The sequence below is a fragment of the Embleya sp. NPDC008237 genome, from assembly GCF_042956465.1.
Lineage (GTDB): Bacteria > Actinomycetota > Actinomycetes > Streptomycetales > Streptomycetaceae > Embleya.
This window is the reverse complement of sequence record NZ_JBIBGL010000003.1, coordinates 746741-768336: the sequence shown is the minus strand read 5'-3', so window position 1 is coordinate 768336 and position 21596 is coordinate 746741. Positions and strand designations below refer to the sequence as shown.

Here is a 21596-nt window from a genome sequence, read left to right as displayed (position 1 = left end):
GACCCGGCTATCCATAGCCCGTTCGCTGCCTGCGGACACCTCGACGGCCGGTGAGCGCGATCACCCTGCCGCCGAGTGGCCGTACCCGTTCATCCCATGCGGTGACATGACCGATCGCGCGGCTCGGCGTGCCACCAACCGTGTCGACGGGCGACTTAGCCTGCTGTGGATTTCACACATTTACGATCATTTGGGGCACTCGTGCGATCATCCCGCGGCGTGGCCGTAATCGTTCTGTTGGTGGCGGTGGTCGCCGCCATCGGCTTCGTCGTCCTCGCGCGGGGGGACGGCGACGACCCGAAGCAGAAGGCCGCGGCGCCGGCCCGAGGTGCCCAGGGAGCGCCCGCGCAGGCACCGACCCTGATCGGGGACGGTTCCACGTCGAACACCGGGGAGCAGCCGGGCCGGCTCAAGCCGGAGAAGCTCGCGCCGGGCCAGGTTCCGCCCCAGTTCGTGGTGTTCTCCTGGGACGGCGCCGGCGAGGACGACAAGAAGTTGTTCTCCCGCTTCCGCCAGGTGGCCAAGGAGAGCAACGCGAAGATGACGCTGTTCCTGTCCGGGGTGTACGTGCTGCCGGAGGCCAGGAAGGCCCGGTACCAGCCGCCGCACAAGCCGATCGGGGCCTCGGACATCGGCTACCTCGACGATGCCCACCTGCGGATGACGCTGGAACAGCTCGGCGCCGCGTGGAACGAGGGCCACGAGATCGGCACCCACTTCAACGGCCATTTCTGCGGGCCGACCGGCGGCGGTTCGTGGTCGGCCGACGACTGGCGCAGCGAGGTCGATCAGGCCAAGGCATTCGTCAAGAATTGGAAGACCAACACCGGGTGGACCGACATGCCGGCGCTTCCGTTCGACTACGACAAGGAACTGATCGGCGGCCGGGCGCCGTGCCTGGAGGGCCAGAAGGCGCTGCTCTCGGCCGCGCCGTCGCTGGGCTTCCGCTATGACGCGAGTTCGCCCGGCGGGCGGCAGGTGTGGCCGGACAAGGTGAACGGGGTGTGGGACCTGCCGTTGCAACAAATCCCGCTGCCGGGACGCAAGTTCGAGGTCCTGTCGATGGACTACAACGTGATGTTCAACCAGTCGCGCACGGTCAAGGGCGATCCGGCCAAGTTCCGGGAGTGGGAGGACCAGGCGTATGCGAGCTACATGGCCGGCTTCGACCGCGCCTACAACGGGAACCGGGCGCCGCTGATGATCGGCAACCACTTCGAGGGGTGGAACGGCGGCATCTACATGAAGGCCGTCGAGCGCACCATGCGGACCGCGTGCACGCGGCCGGAGACGAAGTGTGTGAGCTTCCGCGATCTGGTGGACTGGCTCGACGTGCAAGATCCTGCGGTGCTCGCGAAGTTGCGGACGTATGACATCGGGGTGAAGCCGAATTGGTCTTCGCTCGGTGGGCCCGTTGCGCCCGCGCCCGCCGCTCCCGCGGTTCCGGTGGGGGCTTCCGGTGGGGGGCGGGCTGCGGCTGTGCGTGACCGGTACTGATCGAGTCTGTTTGGCCTCAAGCGCCGGCCGGGCTGGTTTGACCCGGCCTTCGGCCGAGTGGCCTCAAGCGCCGGCCGGGCTATTTGGCCTCAAGTGCCGGTCGGGCTGCTTGGCCTCATGCGCCGGCCGGGCTGATGGGTTTCGAGGGCCGGCCGGGCTGTGTGCGCCGGTTGGGCCGGTGGGTTCGGGGCCGGCCGGCGTTCGAGGTTGGTGGCGGAGGGGGTGTCAGCCGTAGGTGCGGCGGTCTTCGCGGAGGAGTTCGGGGAGGGTTACGGCGCCGGAGCCGTAGCGGGCGGCTACGTCGTCGGGGTTGGAGATGCGGCAGCGTTTCATCGACAGGCAGCCGCAGCCGATGCACTGCTCCAGGCCGTCCCGCAGTCGTACCAGTGCCTCGATCTCCTCCTCCAGACGCCCGCGCCAGGCCCGGCTGATCTTGGCCCAGTCGGCGGGCGTGGGTGTGCGGCCCTCCGGGAGCTTGCCGAGGGCGTCCTTGATCTCCTCCAGGGAGAGGCCGATGTTCTGCGCCGCGCGGATGAACGCCAGCCGGCGCAGGATGTGCCGCTCGTAGCGGCGCTGCCCACCCGACGTGCGGCTCGCGCTGATCAAACCCTCCGCCTCGTAGTAGCGCAGTGCGGATGCCGCGAATCCGCTGCGCGCGGTCATCTGGCCGACCGTCAACAAGTCCGTCCCGGTGAGCACGCCGCCTCCTGAAGTCCGGTCCACGATCCGGCCGATTTCCGGTTTCGTCCGCTTGACCTGAAGTGCACTTGAACTTGCAGTGTAGACGGGCAGCCCATCACCGGGTGGGGTGTGGAATTCCCCTGGAGAACACCATGCCTGTCGCACTCATCACCGGCGCTTCGCGGGGGCTCGGCCTGGCCCTGGCCCACGCGCTCGCCGCTCGTTCCTGGACCCTGGTCCTGGACGCCCGCGGAGCCGCCGATCTGGCCCGTGCCGCCGACGAACTGCGCGGCGACACCGACGTGATCGCCGTCGCCGGCGACGTGTCCGACCCCGCGCACCGCCGCGAACTGCGCGACGTGGTGCGCGAATCCGGTCGGCTCGACCTGCTCGTCAACAACGCGAGCGTGCTCGGCCCGAGCCCGATGCCGCCGCTGGCCGGCTATCCGCTCGCCGAGCTGGCCCGAGCGTACGACGTGAACGTGTTCGCGCCGCTCGCGCTCGCCCAACTGACCCTGCCCCTGTTGCTCGGTCGGCCCGATCGTGGCGCGGTCGTGAACATCAGCTCGGACGCCGCCGTCAACGCCTATCCCGGCTGGGGCGGCTACGGCTCCACCAAGGCCGCGCTCGACCACGTCACCGCGACCCTGGCCGCCGAGCAACCCGGCCTGGACGTGTACGCGTTCGACCCCGGCGACATGAACACCGACCTGCACCGACAGGCGTTCCCGGGCGAGGACGTCTCGGATCGGCCGGCCGCCGAGACGGTGGCGCCGGCGCTGCTGCGGCTGCTCGACGAGCGTCCCGCGAGCGGCCGGTACACCATCGCCGAGTTCGCCGCGGCGGTGACCTCGTGAGCACCCCCGTCGCCCAGGCGGCGACCGAACCCGCCGAGGCACGCGGCCTGACCCGGGACGGGATCCGGCTGCTCGTGCACGCCGAGGGGCGGGTCGAGCACACCGTGTTCCGCGACCTCGGCCGGCACCTGGGTCCGGGCGACCTGCTGGTGGTGAACACCTCCGCGACGCTGCCCGCCGCGGTGGACGGCTATCGCGCCGACGGCTCGCCGGTGACCGTGCACTTCGCCACCCGGATCGACGCCGAGACCTGGGTGCTCGAACTGCGGCACACCGACGGCACACCCGGGCCGGTGGACGGCGTGCGCCGGTTCGAGGCGGTGCGCTTTCCCGGCACCGGATGCGGGATGGCACTGCTGCTGGACCCGTATCCGACGAAACACACCCCGCAGCGGTTGTGGAAGGCCCGGATCACCGTGCCGCACGCCCGGGTGGAGACCTTCCTGGCCGATCGCGGTCGTCCGATCACCTACGCCTACCTGCGCGAGCGGTGGCCGCTGACGGCGTATCAGACCGTCTTCGCGCGAGACGAGGGCAGCGCCGAGATGCCGAGCGCGGGACGCCCGTTCACCAACGAACTCGTGGTGGACCTGATCACCCGCGGCGTCGGGATCGCGCCGATCGTGCTGCACACCGGGGTGTCCTCGCAGGACGTGGGCGAGCCTCCGCTGCGCGAGTGGTTCAGCGTGCCCGAGCAGACGGCGAACCTGGTCCGGCAGGCCCGTCGGGTGATCGCGGTGGGCACCACGGTGACCCGGGCGCTGGAGTCGGCGGTCCGACCCGACGGCGAGATCGCGGCCGCGCGCGGCTGGACCGACCTGCTGCTCGGCCCGGACCGACCGGCCCGGGTGGTCGACGGCATCATCAGCGGTCTGCACGCGCCGGAGGCCACGCACCTGCTGCTCCTGGAGGCGGTGGTGGGTCCGGCGGTGGTGCGCCGGGCGTACGACGAGGCGCTCGCCGAGGGCTACCTGTGGCACGAGTTCGGCGACAGCTCACTGCTGTTGCCCTGAATCCCGGGCACCGGCACACGATCCCCCGCCGTCGGCACCGGCGGGGCGGGCCGATGCCGAACGCCCGGCCTCAGCGCACGAGTTCGGAGATCGGCCCGTGTCTGTGTCCGGGGCCTCCCGCCGGCAGGTCGCGTCGGGAGCGCACCCACCACAGCACGATCACGCTCGCGACGGCCGCCACGGCGCACCATGTCGAGGCGAAGGAATGGAACCACAGCCGCATCGTGACGGCCGCCCCGACGGCGCAGACCAGGCCCAGGAAGCGCAACAATCGGTCCCGGGCCAGCAGCAGCGACCCCAGGGTCGCCACCAGGTAGCCGGCGATCACCCACGGGGCGCCGGGGATGCCCACCGAGTAGCGCACGGTGTTCCCGCAGATCTCGGCGTTCACCGGGCGGGAGGCCAGCGCGTGTCCGAGTGCGCCGGCGACCACCAGGCCGAGCAGCACGAAGAAGGACGCTCGGACCCGTTCCCGGCCGCGCTCCAGCGGCCATTGCGCGGCCACCACGGCGAGCGGAACGAAGGCGGGCAGCAGGGGGAAGGCGATCACCGCCCACGCCTCGCGGGCGATCTCGGCGGTGCCGGCGGACACCGCACCCCGCTCGCCCTTCCACACCACCGCCTCGACCAGTTGATGAGCGCCGAGGATCACCGGCAACATCGCCATCGGCAGATCGTTGATCCGTCGTACCGAGGCGACGCTTGCTATGCCCACGGCCGTGATGGCGCTGCCCATCACGAGATCGGCTTCGGCGCTCCAACACACGGCTGCCTCGTCTCGCCAGGGGAGGGGTTGTCGGGAAAATCTTCGAAACGGTTGCCTGAACGACTGTCGGAACGCGGTCGGAAGGGTTGTTCCGTGGCAGGCGTACCCGTCGTCGGTATGTTCAACAGTTCATACGCTCATTCGGGCGCAGTCACCGCCGTGGTCTCGGTCACGTTCCGGTGTAGTGAGCACGTACCGCCGGTTGTCCCGTGTAGTTGGGCCCGGCCGTATCGTCCGCGCCCAGGTAGGTGTACGGGAACACCACCTGCCGCGCCCCGCGCAGCACGAGTCGCCGCCGACGCGCGTCGTACTCGAAGCCCTGGCGGCGCAACTCGCCCGGCAGGTCGGCGGCCGGGGCGCGGCCGGCCGATCCTGGTGGGGCCGCGCCGCCCGGCAGCGCGCCCAGCGCGAGTCCGGCCGGGTCGAAGTCGGCGACGAACAGGCCGGTGGGCGTCAGCCAGGACGCGATCCGGGCGAGCAGCCCGAGTCGATCGCCCACGTAGTGCAGACCGTGTACGCAGGTGATCAGGTCGTAGCGCCGCGGCGCGGTCCACCCGGTCGCGTCGGCCGCGATCAGGTCGAGTCCGGCCGGGCGGGCGGCGGGGAGGAAGAAATCGACGAGGTCGATGCCGGTGATCCGTACGCCCTCGGCACGCGGATCACCGGCCGCTTCGAACAGCGCCCTACCGGACCCGCAACACAGGTCGAGCCACGCCGTCCCGGGACCCAATCGGGACAGCGGGTCGAAGCCCAACTCGCGTGCATAGCTGTTGACTCCGCGCAGACCCCGCTCGCGGTTCATCGCGTTGTTCGCCACGACCGGCGAGCGGGTCAGCGTTGCGTCGTCCAGCAGCGGCGGGTCCTCGGGGGTGGTCATCCGGACAGGTTAGGCAGAGCGTGCGGGTGGTGCGTCGGCCGGTGGGGTCAGTTGCCGGCGGTCCACTGCTCCCAGGTCAGGTTCCACGCGCCGTAGCCGTTGTCGGCCGCGACCGGCTTCTCCTCGTTGCCCTTGACCTGGACGATGTCACCGCGGATCGAGCGGTCGTACAGCCACTTGGCGTTCTCCAGCGTCATGCTGATGCAGCCGTGGCTGGTGTTGGCGTTGCCGAACGGGTTCGTCGTCGCCCACGTGTTCGCGTGCAGGAAGGTGCCCGACTCGGTGATCCGGATCGCGTTCGGCACGGCCTTCTGGTCGTACTCGTTGCCCAGGCCCACCGTCTGCGAGTTCATGTCGAGCGTGGGGTAGCGCTCCTCCATCACCATGATCCCGTTCCACGTCGTGTACTTGGGGTCCTCGCCCGCGGTGATCGGGATCGTCTTGACCACCTGGTCGTTCTCGGAGACGGTCATCGTGTGCGCGTTGGCGTCCACGACGGCGATCCGCTTGGTGTCCGAGATCTTGAACGAGAAGCTCTTGAACTGCTTCGACATCACGCCGCCGCCGAGGTCCACACCGCGCAGGTTGAGGTCGACCTTCACCTGGGTGCCGACCTGCCAGTAGTCCTTCGGCCGCCATTCCACCCGCGAGTTGCCGAACCAGTGCCACGCGCCGTCCACCGCCGGGGTGGCGGTGACCTTGATCGCCTCCTGCACCGCCTTGTGGTTCTTCACCGGCTCGTCGAACGTGATCGAGACCGGCTGACCGACGCCGACGGTGGAGTCCGCGTCCGGCATGAACGTCGCGGTGGCCGCCTGGGTGGGGTTGAGCACGGTGAACGCGGCGGTCGCGGTGGTCGGCTTGTTCTCCGCGTTGGTCGCGGTCGCGGTCACCGTGTACTTGCCGCCGTACATGAACGGCACCTTGGGCTTCCACGTGTTGCCCGCCAGCGCGCCGTCCACCGACTCGCCGCTCGCGTTGATCACCTTGACCTCGGCGATCTTGCCGCCTCCGACCGCGATCGTGATCGGCATCCCGGGCTCGACGCCGGTGGTCTTGTCCGCGGGGGTCAGGGTGACGACGGCCGGATCCACCGGGCCGGCGCGGTTCTCGCCGGCGGCCTTGCCCGGGTTCGGCGCCTTCTTCGCGTCGTCCTTGCTACAGGCTCCGGTCAGCAACAACGACGCGGCGACCAGCGCGGCGACTCCGACGCGTCGGGTGGTTCGATTCATGGACAGGGTCCCCCGTGCTCGTTCCCTCAGGTGGATTCACCAAAGGGACGCCGGCAGCGCTGCCGGCGTTGCGCGAGGGACCCTGTGATCACGGTCTCAATCGAGGTGTGACGCTCGGTGTGCGTGGCCCGGTCGGACCGCCGGGGGCGCGACCGCAGCGCGCCCCCGGCGGTCAGGCCCGGTCACTGCTTGGTCGCGCTCGTGGCCAGCCACTGCGACCAGGTCAGGTTCCACGCGCCGTAGCCGTTGTCCGCAGAGACGGTGCGCTCCTTGGAGTTGATCACCTTGACCACGTCGCCGCGATCCGCGTGGTCGTAGAACCACTTGGCGTCCTCGGGCGTCATGCTCACGCAGCCGTGGCTGGTGTTGACCCGACCGAACGGCGGATTCGACTTGTCGTACCAGTAGTTGCCGTGCACGAAGGTGCCGGAGGTGGTGATCCGGACCGCCGACGGGACATCCGGGATGTCGTACTCCTTGCCCAGGCCCACGGTCGCCGAGTTCATCCGGGTCTGGGTGTACTTCTCCATCACCACCATCACACCGCCCCACGTGTCGTACTTGGGGGACTCGCCGGTGGTGACCTTGATGGTCTTGACCACCTTGCCGTTCTCGGTCGTGGTCATCGTCTTGGCGGCCACGTCGACGGTGGAGATCCGGGCAATGTTGCCGATCGCGAAGTTGAAGCTCTTGTACTGCTTGGAGCCCGCGCCGCCGCCCAGGTCCGCGCCGCGAAGATTCAGGTCGACCTTGACCTTCGTGCCGGCCTTCCAGTAGTCCTTCGGCCGCCACTCCACGCGTGTGTTGCCGAACCAGTGCCACGCGCCGGACACCGCCGGAGTGGCGGTGACCTTCATCGCCTTCTCCGCCTCGGCCTTGTTGGTGATCGGCCGGTCGAAGCGCACCGACACCGGCTGGCCGACGCCGACCGTCCCGCCGTCCGGGAAGATCGACGCGGTCACCTCCTTGCCCAGCGTCTGGGTGGTGAACCTGGTGGACACCGTCGTCGGCTGGTTGTCCGCGTTGGTGGCGGTGGTGCTGACCGTGTATTGACCACCGGGCGTGAAGGGGACCTTCGGCTTCCAGGACTTGCCGTCCGCGGCGAGGGTGCCGTCGACCGGTTCGCCCTTGGCGTTGACCACCTTGACCGCGGTGATCTTTCCGCCCTCGACCGCGAAGGTCAGCGGGTCGCCGAGGTCGACACCGGTCGCGCCGTCCTCGGGGGTCGTGTTCACCTGGGGTGCGGCGCCCTTGGCCGGTTCCTGGGGCTTGCCCGACTCGGTGCCGCCCGCGGCACCGCCGGACGCTCCGGGGGCCACCTTGGACTCGCTGCCCGCGTTGCTCGTCTTGTCGCCCTTGTCGTCTCCGCCCAGCAGCCCGCAGGCCCCCGTGAACAGGATCGCTCCGGCGACCAGGACGGCCGGAACGGTGCGCCGTCGCATCGCTTTACCTGCCACTTTTCGGGGTTCCCTTCACACGGGTCGAGAAAATGGAGGCCGCGCGATGCGAGTCTCCGCATCATTGACTTCCGGAGGCCCCCTCAGGTTGCTCCCCGGGGGATGTGATGTGCGTCTCGTATCGAACGTGGGAACCCCGCTTCGGGCCGTGATCGAAGCCCCTTCTCGGGGTCCGAGGCACCGGTCGAGGGCCGATACGGCGGGAGATTCCCGGGTTCGTGGCCGTCGTGCGGGCGCCTCGCGCCGAGCGAACCGGTCGTCGAGCCGGCTCCGGCGCCCGGCTTGCGCGGGCAACGTTCGCAAAGATATAGCGGCCGTGTCGCCGTGGAAGCGGAATGCCCGGATGCGCGACACAGTGGCCGAAAACCGGCGTCGGACCGAGAAATCCGGCCGATCGTGCGTGGGTTCGAAGGATCCGGCCCGGGCCTTCGGGGTCATCCGGCGCGGGAGTCGCGGCCCGCGCTCGCCCTTCGTCTCCACTGCGCGTCGGCGAAAACGCGTTCGCGGGGCCTTCCTCGACGTGACACTGATCACCGTTCGGGGGTGCGTCGGTGGCATCCGCCGCCCCGACGGCCCGGTGCGACCGGCGTGCGCGGCGCCGCGCGGTGCGCGGCCGAACCGCCCCGCGCCGGCCGGTCCGAGGGCTCGGCCGAGACGATCGCAGCCACCCGTGCCCGGGTCGGTCGTCGTTCCCGGGGCGGCCGGTTCGGATCGACCGCGCGGCCGGCCGATGTGCCGATGAGCCGGTCGGCGGGCGGGAATCCGGCGCTTTCGGCCGGTTCGGCGGGCCGATCCGCAGCGTCGGCCCAGGTCCGTCGCAGGCCCTCGACCGCGCCGATCGGATCATGCCCGCGAGCCGCCGACGGGCGGTCGGCGCCGGCTGTCGAAGGCGGTTTGGGCGAGCCGATCCGTCCTGCGCAGAGATGGGTAAGTCGCGGACATATCAGGGCGGTTGGCCACACGTCAGGCTACGCATGCGTCCGGAAGGTCGGTGTTGGGCACGTCCGGATCGGGCCCGGTAGGCTCACGCCCGACCAGCCCCCGGCAACGAGGATCCGCTTGATGTCAGCTGCACACATGCCCCCTCGCGACCGGTCCGGACGACCGCCCATGGGACGGGCGCTGCTCGCCTTCGCGGCCGTGTCGCTCATCACCGCAGGCGCGGTCGTGTGGGCGGTGTCCGCCGTCGGGTCCAACCACCGCACCGCGGTGGCGGTGGGCGGCGTGGCGGTCGCGCTCGCGCTGGCCATCGCCGTCGCCGCCACCGTGTACGCGATCGGCACCGCGGACATGTTGCGTGCCCGGATCGCCGAGATGGAGGGCGACGCGGCCCGGTGGAACGACGACAACCGGGACCGGATGTCCGCCTACGAGGCCGAGGCGACCCGGCTCGCCGACGAGACGCTGCCCGCGCTGGTGGCGCTGCTGCGCGGCGGTGCGTCGGTGGACACCGCGCTCGCCGGCGTACCCGCCCCGCAACACGAGGCATTGCAGCGCACGTTGGCCACCGTCGCCCGCGAGGTGGGACAGGGCGAGCGGATGCGCGCCGCGGCGATGTCCGCGTGTGCGAACGCCGCCGGCCGGGTGCAGGCGCTGTCCACCAGCATGCTCGCGGACCTGCGCGAGATGGAGGGCCGACACGGCGAGGAGGTGTTCGGCGACCTCCTGCGGCTGGACCACAGCACCGCCCAGGCGGGTCGGCTGGCGGACAGCATCGCGGTGCTCACCGGCGCGCGCTCGGGTCGCCGGTGGACCAAGCCGATCGTGATGGAGAGCATCCTGCGCGGCGCGGTCGGCCGGATCAGCGCCTACCAGCGGGTGCGGGTGCACTCGACCAGCGAGGCGGCGGTGGCCGGCTACGCGGCCGAGGGTGTCATGCACGCGCTCGCCGAACTGATGGACAACGCGACCAAGTTCTCGCCGCCCTCCGAGCAGGTGCACGTCTACGTCGAGGACGTGCCCGCGGGCATCGTGGTCACCGTCGAGGACGGCGGCCTGGTGATGGGCGAGTTCGCGCTGCGACGGGCCGAACAGGCGGTCGCGGCGGAGGCGTTGGACCTGACCACGCTGTCCGGGACCCGACTGGGCCTGGCCGTGGTCGGCTGTCTGGCCCGCAAGCACGGGTTGACGGTGTCCTTCCGGCCCTCCTCGCGCGGCGGTACCGGTGTCGTGATGATGATTCCTCGGCAACTGGTCGGCGAGGCCCGCCCCGAGCCGCGCAAGCGGGCCGTGCCGGACACACGTGCCGCCCAGGCGCGTCCCGTCGCGGCGAAGCCGGTCGAGCCGGCGCCGGCCGCCGCGGCACCCCCGGTCTTCGAATCGGTGGTCGAGCCGACCCCCGCGGCGTCCGAGCCGGCGCCCGCACCCACCCTCTCCGGGCTGGCCAAGCGCCGTCCCGGGCAGACCCTGGCCGCCGCGGCCAAGGCGGCGGAGCGGGCCGAGTCGCGCCCGGATCCCGCCCCGCGCGCGGCCAAGCCACGTCCCGCCCCCGGCGCCCGCTTCGGCGCGTTCCGCCAGGCGGTCCAGGGCGAACGGCCGGGTCGGGACGTGACGGCGTCCCCCGACGACAATTCCTGATCGCCCCATCGCCGGGTCGTACGCAACGAGAGAACGGAGGCGGGGGTCGGCCATCCGGACCGGATGTCCACCTCGGAAGCCCTATGAGCGCAACAGCACACGGCACCGACGCACAGCGGATCGGCACCCAGCGGCAGCCCGAGCGTGATCTCGACTGGCTGCTGGAGAACCTGATCGAGCGCACCCCGGGCACCCGGCACTCGCTGGTGTTGTCCAAGGACGGCCTCAAGTTGTGCCGTACCGCGGGCCTGACGGTGGACCAGGCGGACCAACTCGCGGCCATCGCGTCCGGCATCCAGAGCCTGTCGCACGGCGCCTCGATCGAGTTCGGCGACGGCAGCGGCGGCGTCCGGCAGTCGATGACCGAGTTCCACGGCGGCATCCTGTTCATCGTCGAAGCCGGCGAGGGCGCCCACCTCGCGGTGATCGCGGACGACGACGCGGACGCCGGCGTGGTCGGCCACAACATGAACGAACTGGTCGAGCAGATCGGCGAGTACCTGAGCGCACCGGCCCGGCAGTTCGACGAAGGCGGCCGATCGGCATGATCCGGCGGCCAGTCGACAGCGGGGACCCGGACCGGCTGTACACGGTCACCAACGGTCGGACCCACGCGAACGAGGAAGCGTTCGACCTGGTCACGCTGATCGTCAGCGAGTGCGAACCGAGCCCGGGCATGCAGTCCGAGCACGTCCGGATCCTGCGGATGTGCGATCGACCCACCGCCGTCGTGGAGATCGCCGCCGAACTGGGCCTGCCCGTGGGCGTGGTGAAGATCCTGCTGTGCGACCTGCTCGACACGGGGCGGATCACCGCGCGGCACCCGCGCACCTCCCCGCGCCGGGCGCAACTACCCGATACCGAGATCCTGAAGCAGGTGCTCGTTGGACTCCACAACCTCTGAGCTCGCCACGTCCGAGCCGGCCGTTCGTACCCCCCTGGCGAGCACCGCGCGTGACGGGCTCAAGATCGCCATCGTGGGCGGGTTCGGCGTCGGCAAGACGACGATGGTGCGCTCGGTGAGCGAGATACGTCCGCTCAACACCGAGGAGACGATGACCCGGGCGGGCGTGGGCATCGACGACGCGCGCAGCGCGGACGGCAAGACCACGACCACGGTCGCGTTCGACTTCGGTCGGATCTCGCTCAACGACGAGATGGTGCTCTACCTGTTCGGCGCCCCCGGCCAGGAACGCTTCTGGTTCCTGTGGGACCGGCTGTTCTCGGGCACGCTCGGCGCGGTCGTGCTGGTGGACCCCAGGCACCTGGAGGACTCCTGGTACGCGATCGACCGGCTGGAGCACCACGGCATGCCGTTCGTGCTCGCCCGCAACAACTTCGGTCCGCCCGAGCACACGCTGGAGCAGGTGCGCGACGCGCTGTCGCTGCCCGCGGAGATTCCGATGGTCGACTGCGACGCGCGCAGTCGGGAGTCCAGCAAGGCCGTGCTGATCGCGTTGGTGAACCACCTCTACACGTTGTCTGCCGCCCGGGAGCGCGCCCTGTGACCACGCCTTCGGACCTCAACGACCCGAATGCCCCCGCGCCGCCCGAGGGTTGCCCGGCGCACGCGGCCGGCGGGCCGCCGGCCGCGGCACACATCGACGCCTCGCACGCGAACGCCGCGCGGCTGTCCGGCCCGGGGCTGTGGCAGGACCCGCACGGCATGTACCGCAAGCTGCGGCAGGAGCACGGTGCGGTGGCGCCGATCCTGCTCGACGGCGACATTCCCGCGTGGTTCGTGCTCGGTTACCGCGAGGTGCACCATGTGACCGCGAACGACCAGCTGTTCGCCCGCGACTCGCGGCGCTGGCACGCGTGGGACCGGATCGCGCCGGACTGGCCGCTGATGCCGTTCGTCGGCTACCAGCCGTCGGTGATGTTCACCGAGGGGCCCGAACACCGGCGCCGCTCCGGGGCGATCAGCGACGCGCTCGCGGCGGTGGACCAGTTCGAGCTGCGGGCCCAGGCGGAGCGGATCGCCGACCACCTGGTCGACGAGTTCGCCGGGGTGGGCGAGGCCGAGTTGATGGCCGACTACGCGCACCGGCTGCCCTCGCTCGTGGTGGCCGGGCTGTTCGGGCTGCCCGAGCAGGAGACCCCGGCGCTGGTGCAGGACCTGGCCGGTTCCCTGGACGGCGGTGAGGGCGCGGTCGAGGCGCACCTGCGGGTACGGGCCACGATGGCCCGGCTGCTGGAGCGCAAGCGGGAACGGCCGGGCGCCGACGTGCCCTCGCGACTGCTCGCGCACCCGGCCGGGTTGGCCGAGGAGGAACTGATCCAGGACATGCTCGTGGTGATGGCCGCCGCCCAGCAGCCCACCGCGAACTGGATCGGCAACACGCTGCGGCTGATGCTGACCGACGACCGCTTCGCGCTGACCCTGTTCGGCGGCAGGCGCAGCGTCGGTCAGGCGCTGAACGAGGTCTTGTGGGAGGACACGCCCACGCAGAACTTCATCGGCCGCTGGGCGGTGCGCGCGACGGTGCTCGGCGGCCAGAAGATCAAGGCCGGCGACCTGCTCGTGCTCGGCCTGTCGGCGGCCAACACCGACCCGCAGGTACGGCCGGACTCCTACGTCGGCGCCGCGGGCAACAACGCGCACATGTCCTTCAGCCACGGCGAGCACCGCTGCCCCTACCCGGCCCCCGAGTTGGCCGAGGTGATCGCGCGCGCCGCGATCGAGGTACTGCTCGACCGGCTGCCGGACGTCAACCTCTCGGTGCCCACCCGGGATCTGGTCTGGCGCGACTCGGTGTGGATGCGCGGGCTGGAGAACCTTCCGGTCGAGTTCACCCCCGCGTACGTGGGCTGATCCCGGGCCGGTTCGGGCGGGCGGGGTGCCCGCCCGCCCCGAACCGGACTCAGGCCGCCGGCGTGAACGTCACCGGCAGCGCGACCGGGCCGCGGGTGAACACGCCCTTCTCCGCGGGCGCGAACCCCGGTGCGAAGGCCAGATCGGGCATGGCGTCGAGGAGTTGGTTGGTGCCGACCTCGACCTCGGCCACCGCGAGCAGCGCGCCGACGCAGAAGTGCCGGCCGAGCGCGAAGGACAGGTGGTCGGCCGCCGCGGAGAACGCCGTCTTGGCGGTCAGGTCCTCGCGGAAGATGTCGAACCGGTCGGGGTGCGCGTAGCGCCGGTCGTCGCGGTTGGCGGCGCCGATCAGGCACGTGAGCGTGCTCCCGGCGGGCACCACGCCGCCGCTGAGTTCGACGTCCTCGGCGGGCTGGCGCATGATCATGTGCACCGGCGGTGAAAAGCGCAGCGTCTCCGCGAAGGCCCGCGGGATCAGCGACCGGTCCGCGCGTACCGCAGCGAGTTGCTCGGGGTGTTCGAGCAGGTTCTTGAACAGGCTCGCGATCGCCTTATCCGTCGTTTCGCCGCCGGCGGCCAGGAGCAGGCTGCAGAACGCCTTGATGTCCTCGTCGCTCATCCGGGTGCCGTCGATCTCGGCCAGGCACAGCGTGGACAGCAGGTCGCTCCCCGGGTTCGCGCGCCGCTCCGCGATCAGCGGCAGCAGGTACGCGGCGAACTCCTCGCGCGTGCGCAGCCCGGCCGCGGCCACGTCGGGGTCCTGGCTCAGATTGCCCAGGAACGCGATGACCGCCGTGTACCAGCCGCGGAAGCGCTCGTGGTCGGCCTGGTCCAGGCCGAGCATGTCGGCGATCACATCGACCGGGAAGCGCTGGGCGAACTCCGGCACGAGGTCCACCGAACCGCGCTCGCGGAAGGTGTCCACGAGCCGCCGGGCGTTGCGTTCGATCACCGGCATGAACGTTTCCTGGAGGGTGTTGCCGCGAAAGGCGGGCGCCACCAGCGCGCGCCGCACCGAGTGTTCGCGCCCGCTCATCTGCAGGATGGTCCGCCCGTGTACGGGCTCCAACTGCCAGTCGTAGTTGTCGGTGGTGAACACCGGTTCCTTGAAAGCCCGTTCCAGGTCCGCATAGCGCGAGATGATCCAACTCTGCATGCCTTCGTGCCACAACAACGGGTGTTCGTCACGCATGCTTCGGTACAGCGGATACGGATCGGCCGCGAACTCGGGCGAAAGTATGTCTGGCACATCCAGGGCGGTCATCGAATCCCCTTGTCCCACAACGCAATCGAAGATCATCAACCAACCCGTCCAGGCTATGGACCGCGCCGGCCGGGGTCCACCCCCGTCCATGCGGTGCCGTATTCACCGAGGCGAACAAATGTTCCCGTGACATCGATCGGGAAAAGGGTCGAAACATGGAGAGGTCGATGCACGGAGGGCCGGGTCGACACATGAGGGAAACGACAAAACGGCGATGGGGCCCTCGGTGAACCGAGGGCCCCATCGCCGTTTCGCAAGGTGCGCCGCCAGGGACTCGAACCCCGGACCCGCTGATTAAGAGTCAGCTGCTCTAACCAACTGAGCTAGCGGCGCCTGCGTTGCGTGGGAAACATTAGCAGGGGTCGGCGGTGATCGAAAATCGACACCCTTCGACACGCTCGGATGGCGGCCGGGGGCGCGCAGGGAGCGTATCGAGGGCGCGCAAGGTCCCTCGTAGGACTTCTTCGAGGACACGGGGAGGACGCCCTTTTCCAGACATCCGCAAAGAGGTCCCCCGGGCCCTCTCACGCCGGGTACCGTCGGCATCACAGCCTGCACAGCACACCGCACGTCGTAACCGGGAGGGCCGATGGCCATGCGGCAGGGGGCCGGTCCTTCGTCCGGGAATGTCCGGCTCAAGGCCCTACGGCACTCGCATGGCTGGGTTTCCCAGCAACAATTGGCCGATGCCTTCGAGAAGAAGGCACTCGAATGCGGGCTTCGTCTCGGCGTCAGCGTGCGGCAGGTGCGACGGTGGGAAAGTGCGGACCCGCCCTGGCCGACCCCCGATTATCAGCAGGTTCTGCAGGCTTTGTTCGAGCGGCCGTTGACCGACCTCGGGTTCACCCCACCGTGGCAGGCCGAGCTGGCCGAGTACGGCGAGGGCTTCACCGACGCACACCCCGTCGCCGAGCAACCGAGCGCTCCATCGGCGTTCCCCGCGCCCGCTCGGGAAACCGGGCGGGCGCTCGATCGCGTGGAGCACCAGGGCTTCGGCGAGGCCCGGGTCCGCCGCCGCCCGCCACCGGCCGGCGGCCCGGTCGGCGGGGCGATGGCCGCGCCCGCCCACCAGGCACCCGCGGACGGCCGCCAGGTGCCGCCGGCGCGCTCCGGGCGTCCGGTGCCCCCGCCGGGCCCCGTGCCTCCCCCGCGACCGGCCGCACCACCGGGTCCGGTACCGCCGCCCGGACCCGCGGTCGTACCTCCCCGGACCACCCCGGAGACCGGCCCCACGGTGGTCGGCGGCCGGCGGCTGGAGGGCGACGGCCCGCCCGGGCTGCCGGTGCGCCCGCCGCTGCGCGCGATCGGCCCACCCGTCGCCGAGCCGCCGGCCCGCACGCTGGAGATCGCCACCCCCGCGGTGCTGCGCCAACTGCTGCGGGACACCCCCGACCCGGGCCCGCTCGCGGTGCCGATGCACTCGCGGGCCGGCCAGTTGACCGTGGTCGGCGCGGACCAGTACGCGATGCTCACCCGCACCTACCGACAGATGTACTGGGTCGCCCCCGCCGCCATCGCCTATCCGTCGGTGATCGCCCACGTACGCCTGGGCACCCAACTGCTCGACGCCCCCGGCCCCGCCCGGGCCCGCCGGATCCTGGGCGCGTCGCTCGCCGAGACCGCGATGCTGGCCGGCCGGATGGCCTTTTTCGACCTGGCCCGCCCGCACGACGCGCAGGACCACTACCTGGTCGCCTACCGCGCCGCCAACGAGGCCGGCGACACCCTGCTCGCCGCCGCCGTGCTCACCCACACCGCGTTCATCCCGGCCTTCGACGCGGCCCCCTCGGCCGCGGAGGACATCCTCGACTTCGCCCGCAAGACGGCCACCCGCGGTGCGCCGATGGTGATGCTCGCCTGGTTCGACGCGGTGCAGTCCGAATTCGAGTCGTTGCGCGGCACCCCCGAGCGCGGGCTGCACCTGCTGGACCGGGCCGAGGACCTGCTGTGCCACCCGGACAACACGCCCACGCCGCCGTGGTTGGACTTCTTCGACGCCTCCCGGCTGTGGGGCTTTCGGGGCAAGGCCGAACTCACCGCGCGCCGGATGGACCAGGCCCAGGGCTCACTCAACGACGCGCTGCAGAACCTGCCGCCGAACGGCGACAAACAGCGCGCGGTGATGTACGCAGACCTGGCCGAGGCGGCCTTTCAGGCCGGTCAGGTGGACGAGGCGTGCGGCCGGCTGTTCCAGGCCGTCGACATGTTGCGGGTGCACTGGTACTCGATGGCGATGGACCGGGTGCGGGTCACCCGCAGGCAATTGGAGCCCTACAAGAACTCGGTCGCGGTTCGCCAACTCGACGAGGTGCTGGAGTCGTTCAGCGAACTGGCACCCACCGACGAAACCGGGTTCGTGGCGCTTCCCGGGGCGGACGAGTAGCGCCGAATTCCCCGTGTCGGTGACATGGTCCACACTGACCCGGGACCGGACGGTTCGACGACGAAAGCCGTACACGAGACATGCGCACGACGGGTACCACCGGCGCGATCGCCGGCAGGCTGGAGCAGTTGCGCGGCACACTGCCCACCCGCAATCACAACGCCCGCACGGTCGCCGCCCTCGCGGCCAACCCCGGTTGCGCCCGCCGGGGCGTGCTGGACGCGGCCGGCATCGAGAAGACCGTGCTCGCCGACCGGCTCGGCTTCCCGGCCCGGTACGGCGGTCGCTCGCCGTTCGCGATCGGGCGCGGCAACGTGTTCGAGGCCCGGGTCAAGGCGGACGGCGGCACCGAGTTGCGCCGACTGCTCGCCGAGACGCTGGGTGCGAACCCGGACACCGGCGCGCTGGTCGACGTGGACCACGAGAGCGCCGGCCGGCCGAGCCGTGAGGAACGGGTGGCCCGCACCCGCGACGCCCTGGCCCGGGCGGCGCGCGGCGAGCCGGACGCCTGCGCGATCCTGGACCACCCGCTGCTGCCGCTGGACGTGGCCGGCCGGCGCGCCTACCTGGAGCCGGACGCGATGGCCTGCCGGGTGGCCGGCCGGCTGTACGTGGTGGAGATCAAGTCGTTCGCGATCATCGACGGGTCCGCCGACCCGGGCAAGCTCGCTTCGGCCACCCGCCAGGCCGCGGTGTACGTGCACGCGCTGCGCCGACTGGCCGCCGAACTGGGCCTGGACCCGGATGTGGTGGCCACCGACATCGTGCTGGTGTGCGCGCAGGACTTCTCCAACCGCCCGGTCGCCGTCGTGCTCGACGTGCGGCGCGAACTGGCCACCACCCGGCGCCGGTTGGAACGCCTGTCCGGGGTGGAGGAACTGCTCGGCGAACTGCCGGACACGCTGACCTTCGACGTCGACGGCGAACCGGCCGGGGCGGCGGTCGCGCAGGTGCCCGCCGCGTACGTCCCGGACTGCCTGTCCGCGTGCGAACTCGCGCTGTTCTGCCGGGACGAGGCCCGCAGTTGCGGTCCGGGCGGCGGCAGCGTGGGCACGCTGGGCACCTCGGTGCGCGGGGCGCTGGGCGGGATCGAGGACATCGCCGACGCGCTGGCCCTGGCCGACGGCACCCGCGCCGCCCGGCCCGGCGAGGAGGACGTGGCCAGGCTGCTGCGCCGGGCCCAGGCACTGCGGTCCGAGGTGTTGGGAACCGCGACGCCGTGGTCCGTGTCGCCGCCGGCCGAGCCGTTGCGCACCCGGGTGCCGGGCGGCGTCGGGTGAGCGCGATCGCCGCGCTCGGCCGACTGCGCGCTGCCGCGACCGGGGTGGCCCAACCGGCCGCGACCGTGCGGCACCGGCATCTGTCCGCCCGGCCGCTGGTGCTGGTGCCCTATGTGCTCGCGGGCGAGGCGTTCGCCCCGTTGGCCGTGCTGGTCGGCACCGACCGGGACCGGCCGCACCTGCTCGCGGTGCCGCAACCACGCGACCGCGACCGGCGGTTCGCGCACGCGGCGGAGCTGGGCCGGCTGCTGCTGCCCTACCTGGGCGCGTTCGCGGCCGAGACGGAGACGATCGAGCGGCGCGGCGACGACCCGTACGAGCGCAGCGTGGACGCGCCGCAGGTGCTGGTGCCCACGGCGGGCGGCGTCGAGTATCTGCGTCTGCTCGGCCGGTCCACCCGATTCCGGCGCACCGACGGCGAGTTCGCGGTGGCCGAGGAGGTTCCGCTGCTCGGCCGGTGGAGCACGTGGCTCGCGGACCGCGCCGGTGTGCCCGGATCGAGCGTGCTGTTGGCGATGACCGATCTGCTCACCCAGGCGTGGGTGACCGGCCAGAGCGCACTGGAGGACGGCGACCTGGCCGCGCTGCTCGCCTGGATCGACCCGCCGGCCGGGCAGCGCGGGGATCAGGCGGCCCGCGAGGTCGAGGGCGGCCCGACCGCGGGGCCCGCGACCGATCCGGCGTTCGACGAGCGCCTGGTGCCGCTGATCGCCGCATTCGACGAGGCGGTGGCGGCGGAACGGGCCGAGGCGGCGGACACCGGTGTGCGCACCGATCCGGGGCCGCGCGGTCGGGATGCCGAGCAGGCGATCCGCACCGCGCTGGCCGCCGAGTTGCTGCCGACCTGGGATCGCATGTGGCGCGGTGTGGAACTGCTCGGCGCGCTGCCCCCGGGCGGGTCGGTGGCCGGGCGTTGGGAGGCCGATCGGGCCTCGTACAGCTTCTTCGCCGCCGATCTGGCCGACCCCGAGTCGCGTCCGCAACCGCGGGTGCCCGGTGCGGTCTCGGCCGCGGCCCAACTGGCGACCCGGGAACGGGCGCAGGCCCGGTTGCATGCCGAACAGGTGCGCGACGACCCGCTGTTGATGGCCGCCGTCCGGCTCGCGGGGGAGGCCTTCCGCGGCGAGCTGATCGCGGTGGACGCCGAGCGCACGGTCACCGAGCCCGGGAAGAAGACCGCCCGCCCGCGTCCGATGTTGACCTTCGCCACCGACGACGAACCGCTGTTCGGGCCGGGTACCGACCTCGCGTGCGTCGAACGCCCGGACGCGAAGGCTCGGGTCCTGGAGACCGAGCCCGGCCGGGTCGTGCTGGAACTGCGCGGCGGGATGGGCGGCGGCAAGGCGCCCAAGCCGGGCAGCGTGCCCGAACCGGGCGAAGTCCTGTGCTGGACCTCGCTGATCGCCGAATTCCGGCGCGGCCCGGACTGGCCCGCGGTCGAGGACACCCCCTGGACTCACGGCGGCCCGCCGCCGGAGCCCGAGCCCGAGGCCGCCCCGGAGGCGGACGACGACGCGTTGGAGGAGTGGTCGTGACGACCGTGCGGACCGCTCACCCCGAGGGCAACCCGGCCGCGCTCGCCGCCGCCGCGACCGACGCCGTGCTCGCCGACCTCGGCTCCGGTGCGCATCGCGGCGTCGTGGTCGATTCGCCCCCCGGCGCGGGCAAGTCGACGCTGGTGGTGCGCGCGGCGGGGGAGCTGGCCCGAGGCGGCGAGCGGCTGATGATCGTCGCGCAGACCAACAACCAGGTCGACGACCTGCTGGTCCGGCTGGTCGAGGACCACCCGGGGCTGACCGTGGGTCGGTTGTCCGCCACCGGGTACCGGCTGCCGCCCGCGCTGGTGGGCACGTCGGTGCTCAACGCGGAGAAGGCCGAGGCGCTGGACGCGTGTGCGGTGGTGGTGGCCACCGCCGCCAAGTGGGCGCTCGTGCAGGACCGGCGCTGGCCGTGGGCGATCGTCGACGAGGCGTACCAGATGCGCTCGGACGCGCTGCTGCTGGTGGCCCGGCTGTTCGACCGGGCACTGTTCGTGGGCGACCCCGGCCAACTCGACCCGTTCGCGACCGTGGACACCTCGCGCTGGCACAGCCTCAGCTACGACCCGTCGCAGAGTGCGGTGGTCGTGCTGCGGCGGCACAACCCGGATCTGCCGGTGCATCGACTCCCGGTGTCCTGGCGGCTGCCCGCGAGCGCGGCGCCGCTGGTGTCGGAGGCGTTCTACCCGTTCACCCCGTTCCGGTCGGGGACCGGTCCGGGCGAGCGGCTGCTGCACTTCGGCGCGGCCCGCGCCCACGACGCGTACGACGCGGCCGTGGACGTCGCGGCGACGTCCGGGTGGGGCCTGCTGGAGTTGCCCGCGCGGTTCACCGCGGCGGCCGACGACGAGGCGGTACAGGCGGTCGCCACGCTGGCCGCGCGGCTGCTCGCCCGGGGCGGGACCGCGATCGGCGAGCGCACCCCGGACGGGGTGCCGCTGGACGCGTCCCGGATCGCGATCGGCGTCAGCCACCGCGAGCAGCGGGCGCGGGTCGAGTCGGCGCTGCGCGACCTGGGCGCGTCCCGAATCGTGGTGGACACCGCGAACCGGCTCCAGGGTCGCGAATTCGACGTGACCGTGGTGCTGCATCCGCTCTCGGGTCGTCGCGACGCGACCGAGTTCCACCTGGAGACCGGCCGGCTGTGCGTGCTGACCTCGCGGCATCGGCATGCGTGTCTGGTGGTCGCCCGGGCCGGCATCCCCGAACTGCTCGACGCGCATCCCACCGCCGACCCGGTCCACCTCGGGGTGCCGGTCAGCTTCCCGGACGGCTGGGAGGCGAACCAAGCGGTGCTGGCCGAACTCGCCCGGCACCGGGTCGCACTGTCCGGGTGAGCACACACGCACGCCGGTCGGG

The 21596-nt window shown here is 71.7% G+C and carries 18 protein-coding genes and 1 tRNA gene; 12 read left to right on the top strand and 7 right to left on the bottom strand.

What is annotated here, in order from left to right; genetic code table 11:
- Window positions 1–219: 219 nt before the first annotated feature.
- Window positions 220–1497, top strand: coding sequence for a hypothetical protein (locus ACFZBU_RS10280; RefSeq protein WP_391583025.1), 1278 nt, complete (start codon window positions 220–222; stop codon window positions 1495–1497).
- 225 nt (window positions 1498–1722) lie between these two features.
- On the opposite strand, the gene soxR is transcribed toward ACFZBU_RS10280, so the two are convergent.
- Entirely contained in the window at window positions 1723–2196 is a 474-nt protein-coding gene (soxR, locus tag ACFZBU_RS10275; RefSeq protein ID WP_391583024.1) for a redox-sensitive transcriptional activator SoxR, read from the bottom strand.
- Between the two features lie 134 nt (window positions 2197–2330).
- Here soxR and ACFZBU_RS10270 point away from each other — a divergent pair, with 134 nt between their 5' ends.
- Window positions 2331–3035: an SDR family NAD(P)-dependent oxidoreductase gene (locus ACFZBU_RS10270; RefSeq protein ID WP_391583023.1), complete on the top strand. Its 705-nt coding sequence runs from the start codon at window positions 2331–2333 to the stop codon at window positions 3033–3035.
- On the top strand, window positions 3032–4048 hold the full coding sequence (locus ACFZBU_RS10265; protein WP_391583022.1) for an S-adenosylmethionine:tRNA ribosyltransferase-isomerase: 1017 nt from the start codon (window positions 3032–3034) through the stop codon (window positions 4046–4048). Before ACFZBU_RS10270 ends, ACFZBU_RS10265 begins: the two co-directional genes overlap by 4 nt.
- A gap of 70 nt (window positions 4049–4118) precedes the next feature.
- On the opposite strand, the gene ACFZBU_RS10260 is transcribed toward ACFZBU_RS10265, so the two are convergent.
- The 4 genes from ACFZBU_RS10260 to ACFZBU_RS10245 all read right to left on the bottom strand — a co-directional run bounded on the left by ACFZBU_RS10260 (window position 4119) and on the right by ACFZBU_RS10245 (window position 8365).
- A complete protein-coding gene (locus tag ACFZBU_RS10260) occupies window positions 4119–4814 on the bottom strand; it encodes a DUF6629 family protein (protein WP_391583021.1) in 696 nt (231 codons plus the stop codon).
- A 169-nt stretch (window positions 4815–4983) separates the two neighbouring features.
- Window positions 4984–5691: a class I SAM-dependent methyltransferase gene (locus ACFZBU_RS10255; RefSeq protein WP_391583020.1), complete on the bottom strand. Its 708-nt coding sequence runs from the start codon at window positions 5689–5691 to the stop codon at window positions 4984–4986.
- Window positions 5692–5738: 47 nt separating this feature from the next.
- The gene (locus tag ACFZBU_RS10250) at window positions 5739–6923 is read right to left on the bottom strand and encodes an Ig-like domain-containing protein (RefSeq protein ID WP_391583019.1); all 1185 of its coding nucleotides are present in this window, start codon (window positions 6921–6923) and stop codon (window positions 5739–5741) included.
- 182 nt (window positions 6924–7105) lie between these two features.
- A complete protein-coding gene (locus ACFZBU_RS10245) occupies window positions 7106–8365 on the bottom strand; it encodes an Ig-like domain-containing protein (RefSeq protein ID WP_391583018.1) in 1260 nt (419 codons plus the stop codon).
- Window positions 8366–9442: 1077 nt separating this feature from the next.
- Between ACFZBU_RS10245 and ACFZBU_RS10240 the strand changes: the two genes are divergently transcribed.
- From ACFZBU_RS10240 to ACFZBU_RS10220, 5 genes are all read left to right on the top strand, one after another.
- The gene (locus tag ACFZBU_RS10240; RefSeq protein ID WP_391583017.1) at window positions 9443–10957 is read left to right on the top strand and encodes a sensor histidine kinase; all 1515 of its coding nucleotides are present in this window, start codon (window positions 9443–9445) and stop codon (window positions 10955–10957) included.
- 83 nt (window positions 10958–11040) lie between these two features.
- A complete protein-coding gene (locus ACFZBU_RS10235; protein ID WP_391583016.1) occupies window positions 11041–11505 on the top strand; it encodes a roadblock/LC7 domain-containing protein in 465 nt (154 codons plus the stop codon).
- Window positions 11502–11861 carry a DUF742 domain-containing protein gene (locus tag ACFZBU_RS10230; protein ID WP_391583015.1) on the top strand — a complete coding sequence of 120 codons (360 nt, stop codon included), beginning with the start codon at window positions 11502–11504 and terminating at the stop codon, window positions 11859–11861. The genes ACFZBU_RS10235 and ACFZBU_RS10230 overlap by 4 nt, the downstream gene beginning before the upstream one ends.
- On the top strand, window positions 11842–12465 hold the full coding sequence (locus tag ACFZBU_RS10225; RefSeq protein ID WP_391583014.1) for an ATP/GTP-binding protein: 624 nt from the start codon (window positions 11842–11844) through the stop codon (window positions 12463–12465). The genes ACFZBU_RS10230 and ACFZBU_RS10225 overlap by 20 nt, the downstream gene beginning before the upstream one ends.
- On the top strand, window positions 12462–13772 hold the full coding sequence (locus tag ACFZBU_RS10220; protein ID WP_391583013.1) for a cytochrome P450: 1311 nt from the start codon (window positions 12462–12464) through the stop codon (window positions 13770–13772). The genes ACFZBU_RS10225 and ACFZBU_RS10220 overlap by 4 nt, the downstream gene beginning before the upstream one ends.
- A 49-nt stretch (window positions 13773–13821) precedes the next feature.
- Here ACFZBU_RS10220 and ACFZBU_RS10215 read toward each other — a convergent pair whose 3' ends face one another.
- Window positions 13822–15036 (bottom strand): cytochrome P450, encoded by a 1215-nt coding sequence (locus tag ACFZBU_RS10215; RefSeq protein WP_391583012.1) that lies wholly within the window; start codon window positions 15034–15036, stop codon window positions 13822–13824.
- A 259-nt stretch (window positions 15037–15295) separates the two neighbouring features.
- Window positions 15296–15369 (bottom strand) — tRNA-Lys (locus ACFZBU_RS10210).
- Between the two features lie 256 nt (window positions 15370–15625).
- Between ACFZBU_RS10210 and ACFZBU_RS10205 the strand changes: the two genes are divergently transcribed.
- The 4 genes from ACFZBU_RS10205 to ACFZBU_RS10190 all read left to right on the top strand — a co-directional run bounded on the left by ACFZBU_RS10205 (window position 15626) and on the right by ACFZBU_RS10190 (window position 21574).
- Window positions 15626–17419, top strand: coding sequence for a hypothetical protein (locus ACFZBU_RS10205; RefSeq protein ID WP_391583011.1), 1794 nt, complete (start codon window positions 15626–15628; stop codon window positions 17417–17419).
- Window positions 17420–17499: 80 nt separating this feature from the next.
- Complete coding sequence (locus tag ACFZBU_RS10200) at window positions 17500–18699, top strand: hypothetical protein (RefSeq protein ID WP_391583010.1); 1200 nt, start codon at window positions 17500–17502, stop codon at window positions 18697–18699.
- Window positions 18696–20234, top strand: a complete 1539-nt coding sequence (locus ACFZBU_RS10195; protein WP_391583009.1) for a hypothetical protein — start codon at window positions 18696–18698, stop codon at window positions 20232–20234. The genes ACFZBU_RS10200 and ACFZBU_RS10195 overlap by 4 nt, the downstream gene beginning before the upstream one ends.
- Complete coding sequence (locus tag ACFZBU_RS10190) at window positions 20225–21574, top strand: AAA family ATPase (RefSeq protein WP_391583008.1); 1350 nt, start codon at window positions 20225–20227, stop codon at window positions 21572–21574. The genes ACFZBU_RS10195 and ACFZBU_RS10190 overlap by 10 nt, the downstream gene beginning before the upstream one ends.
- Window positions 21575–21596 lie beyond the last annotated feature (22 nt).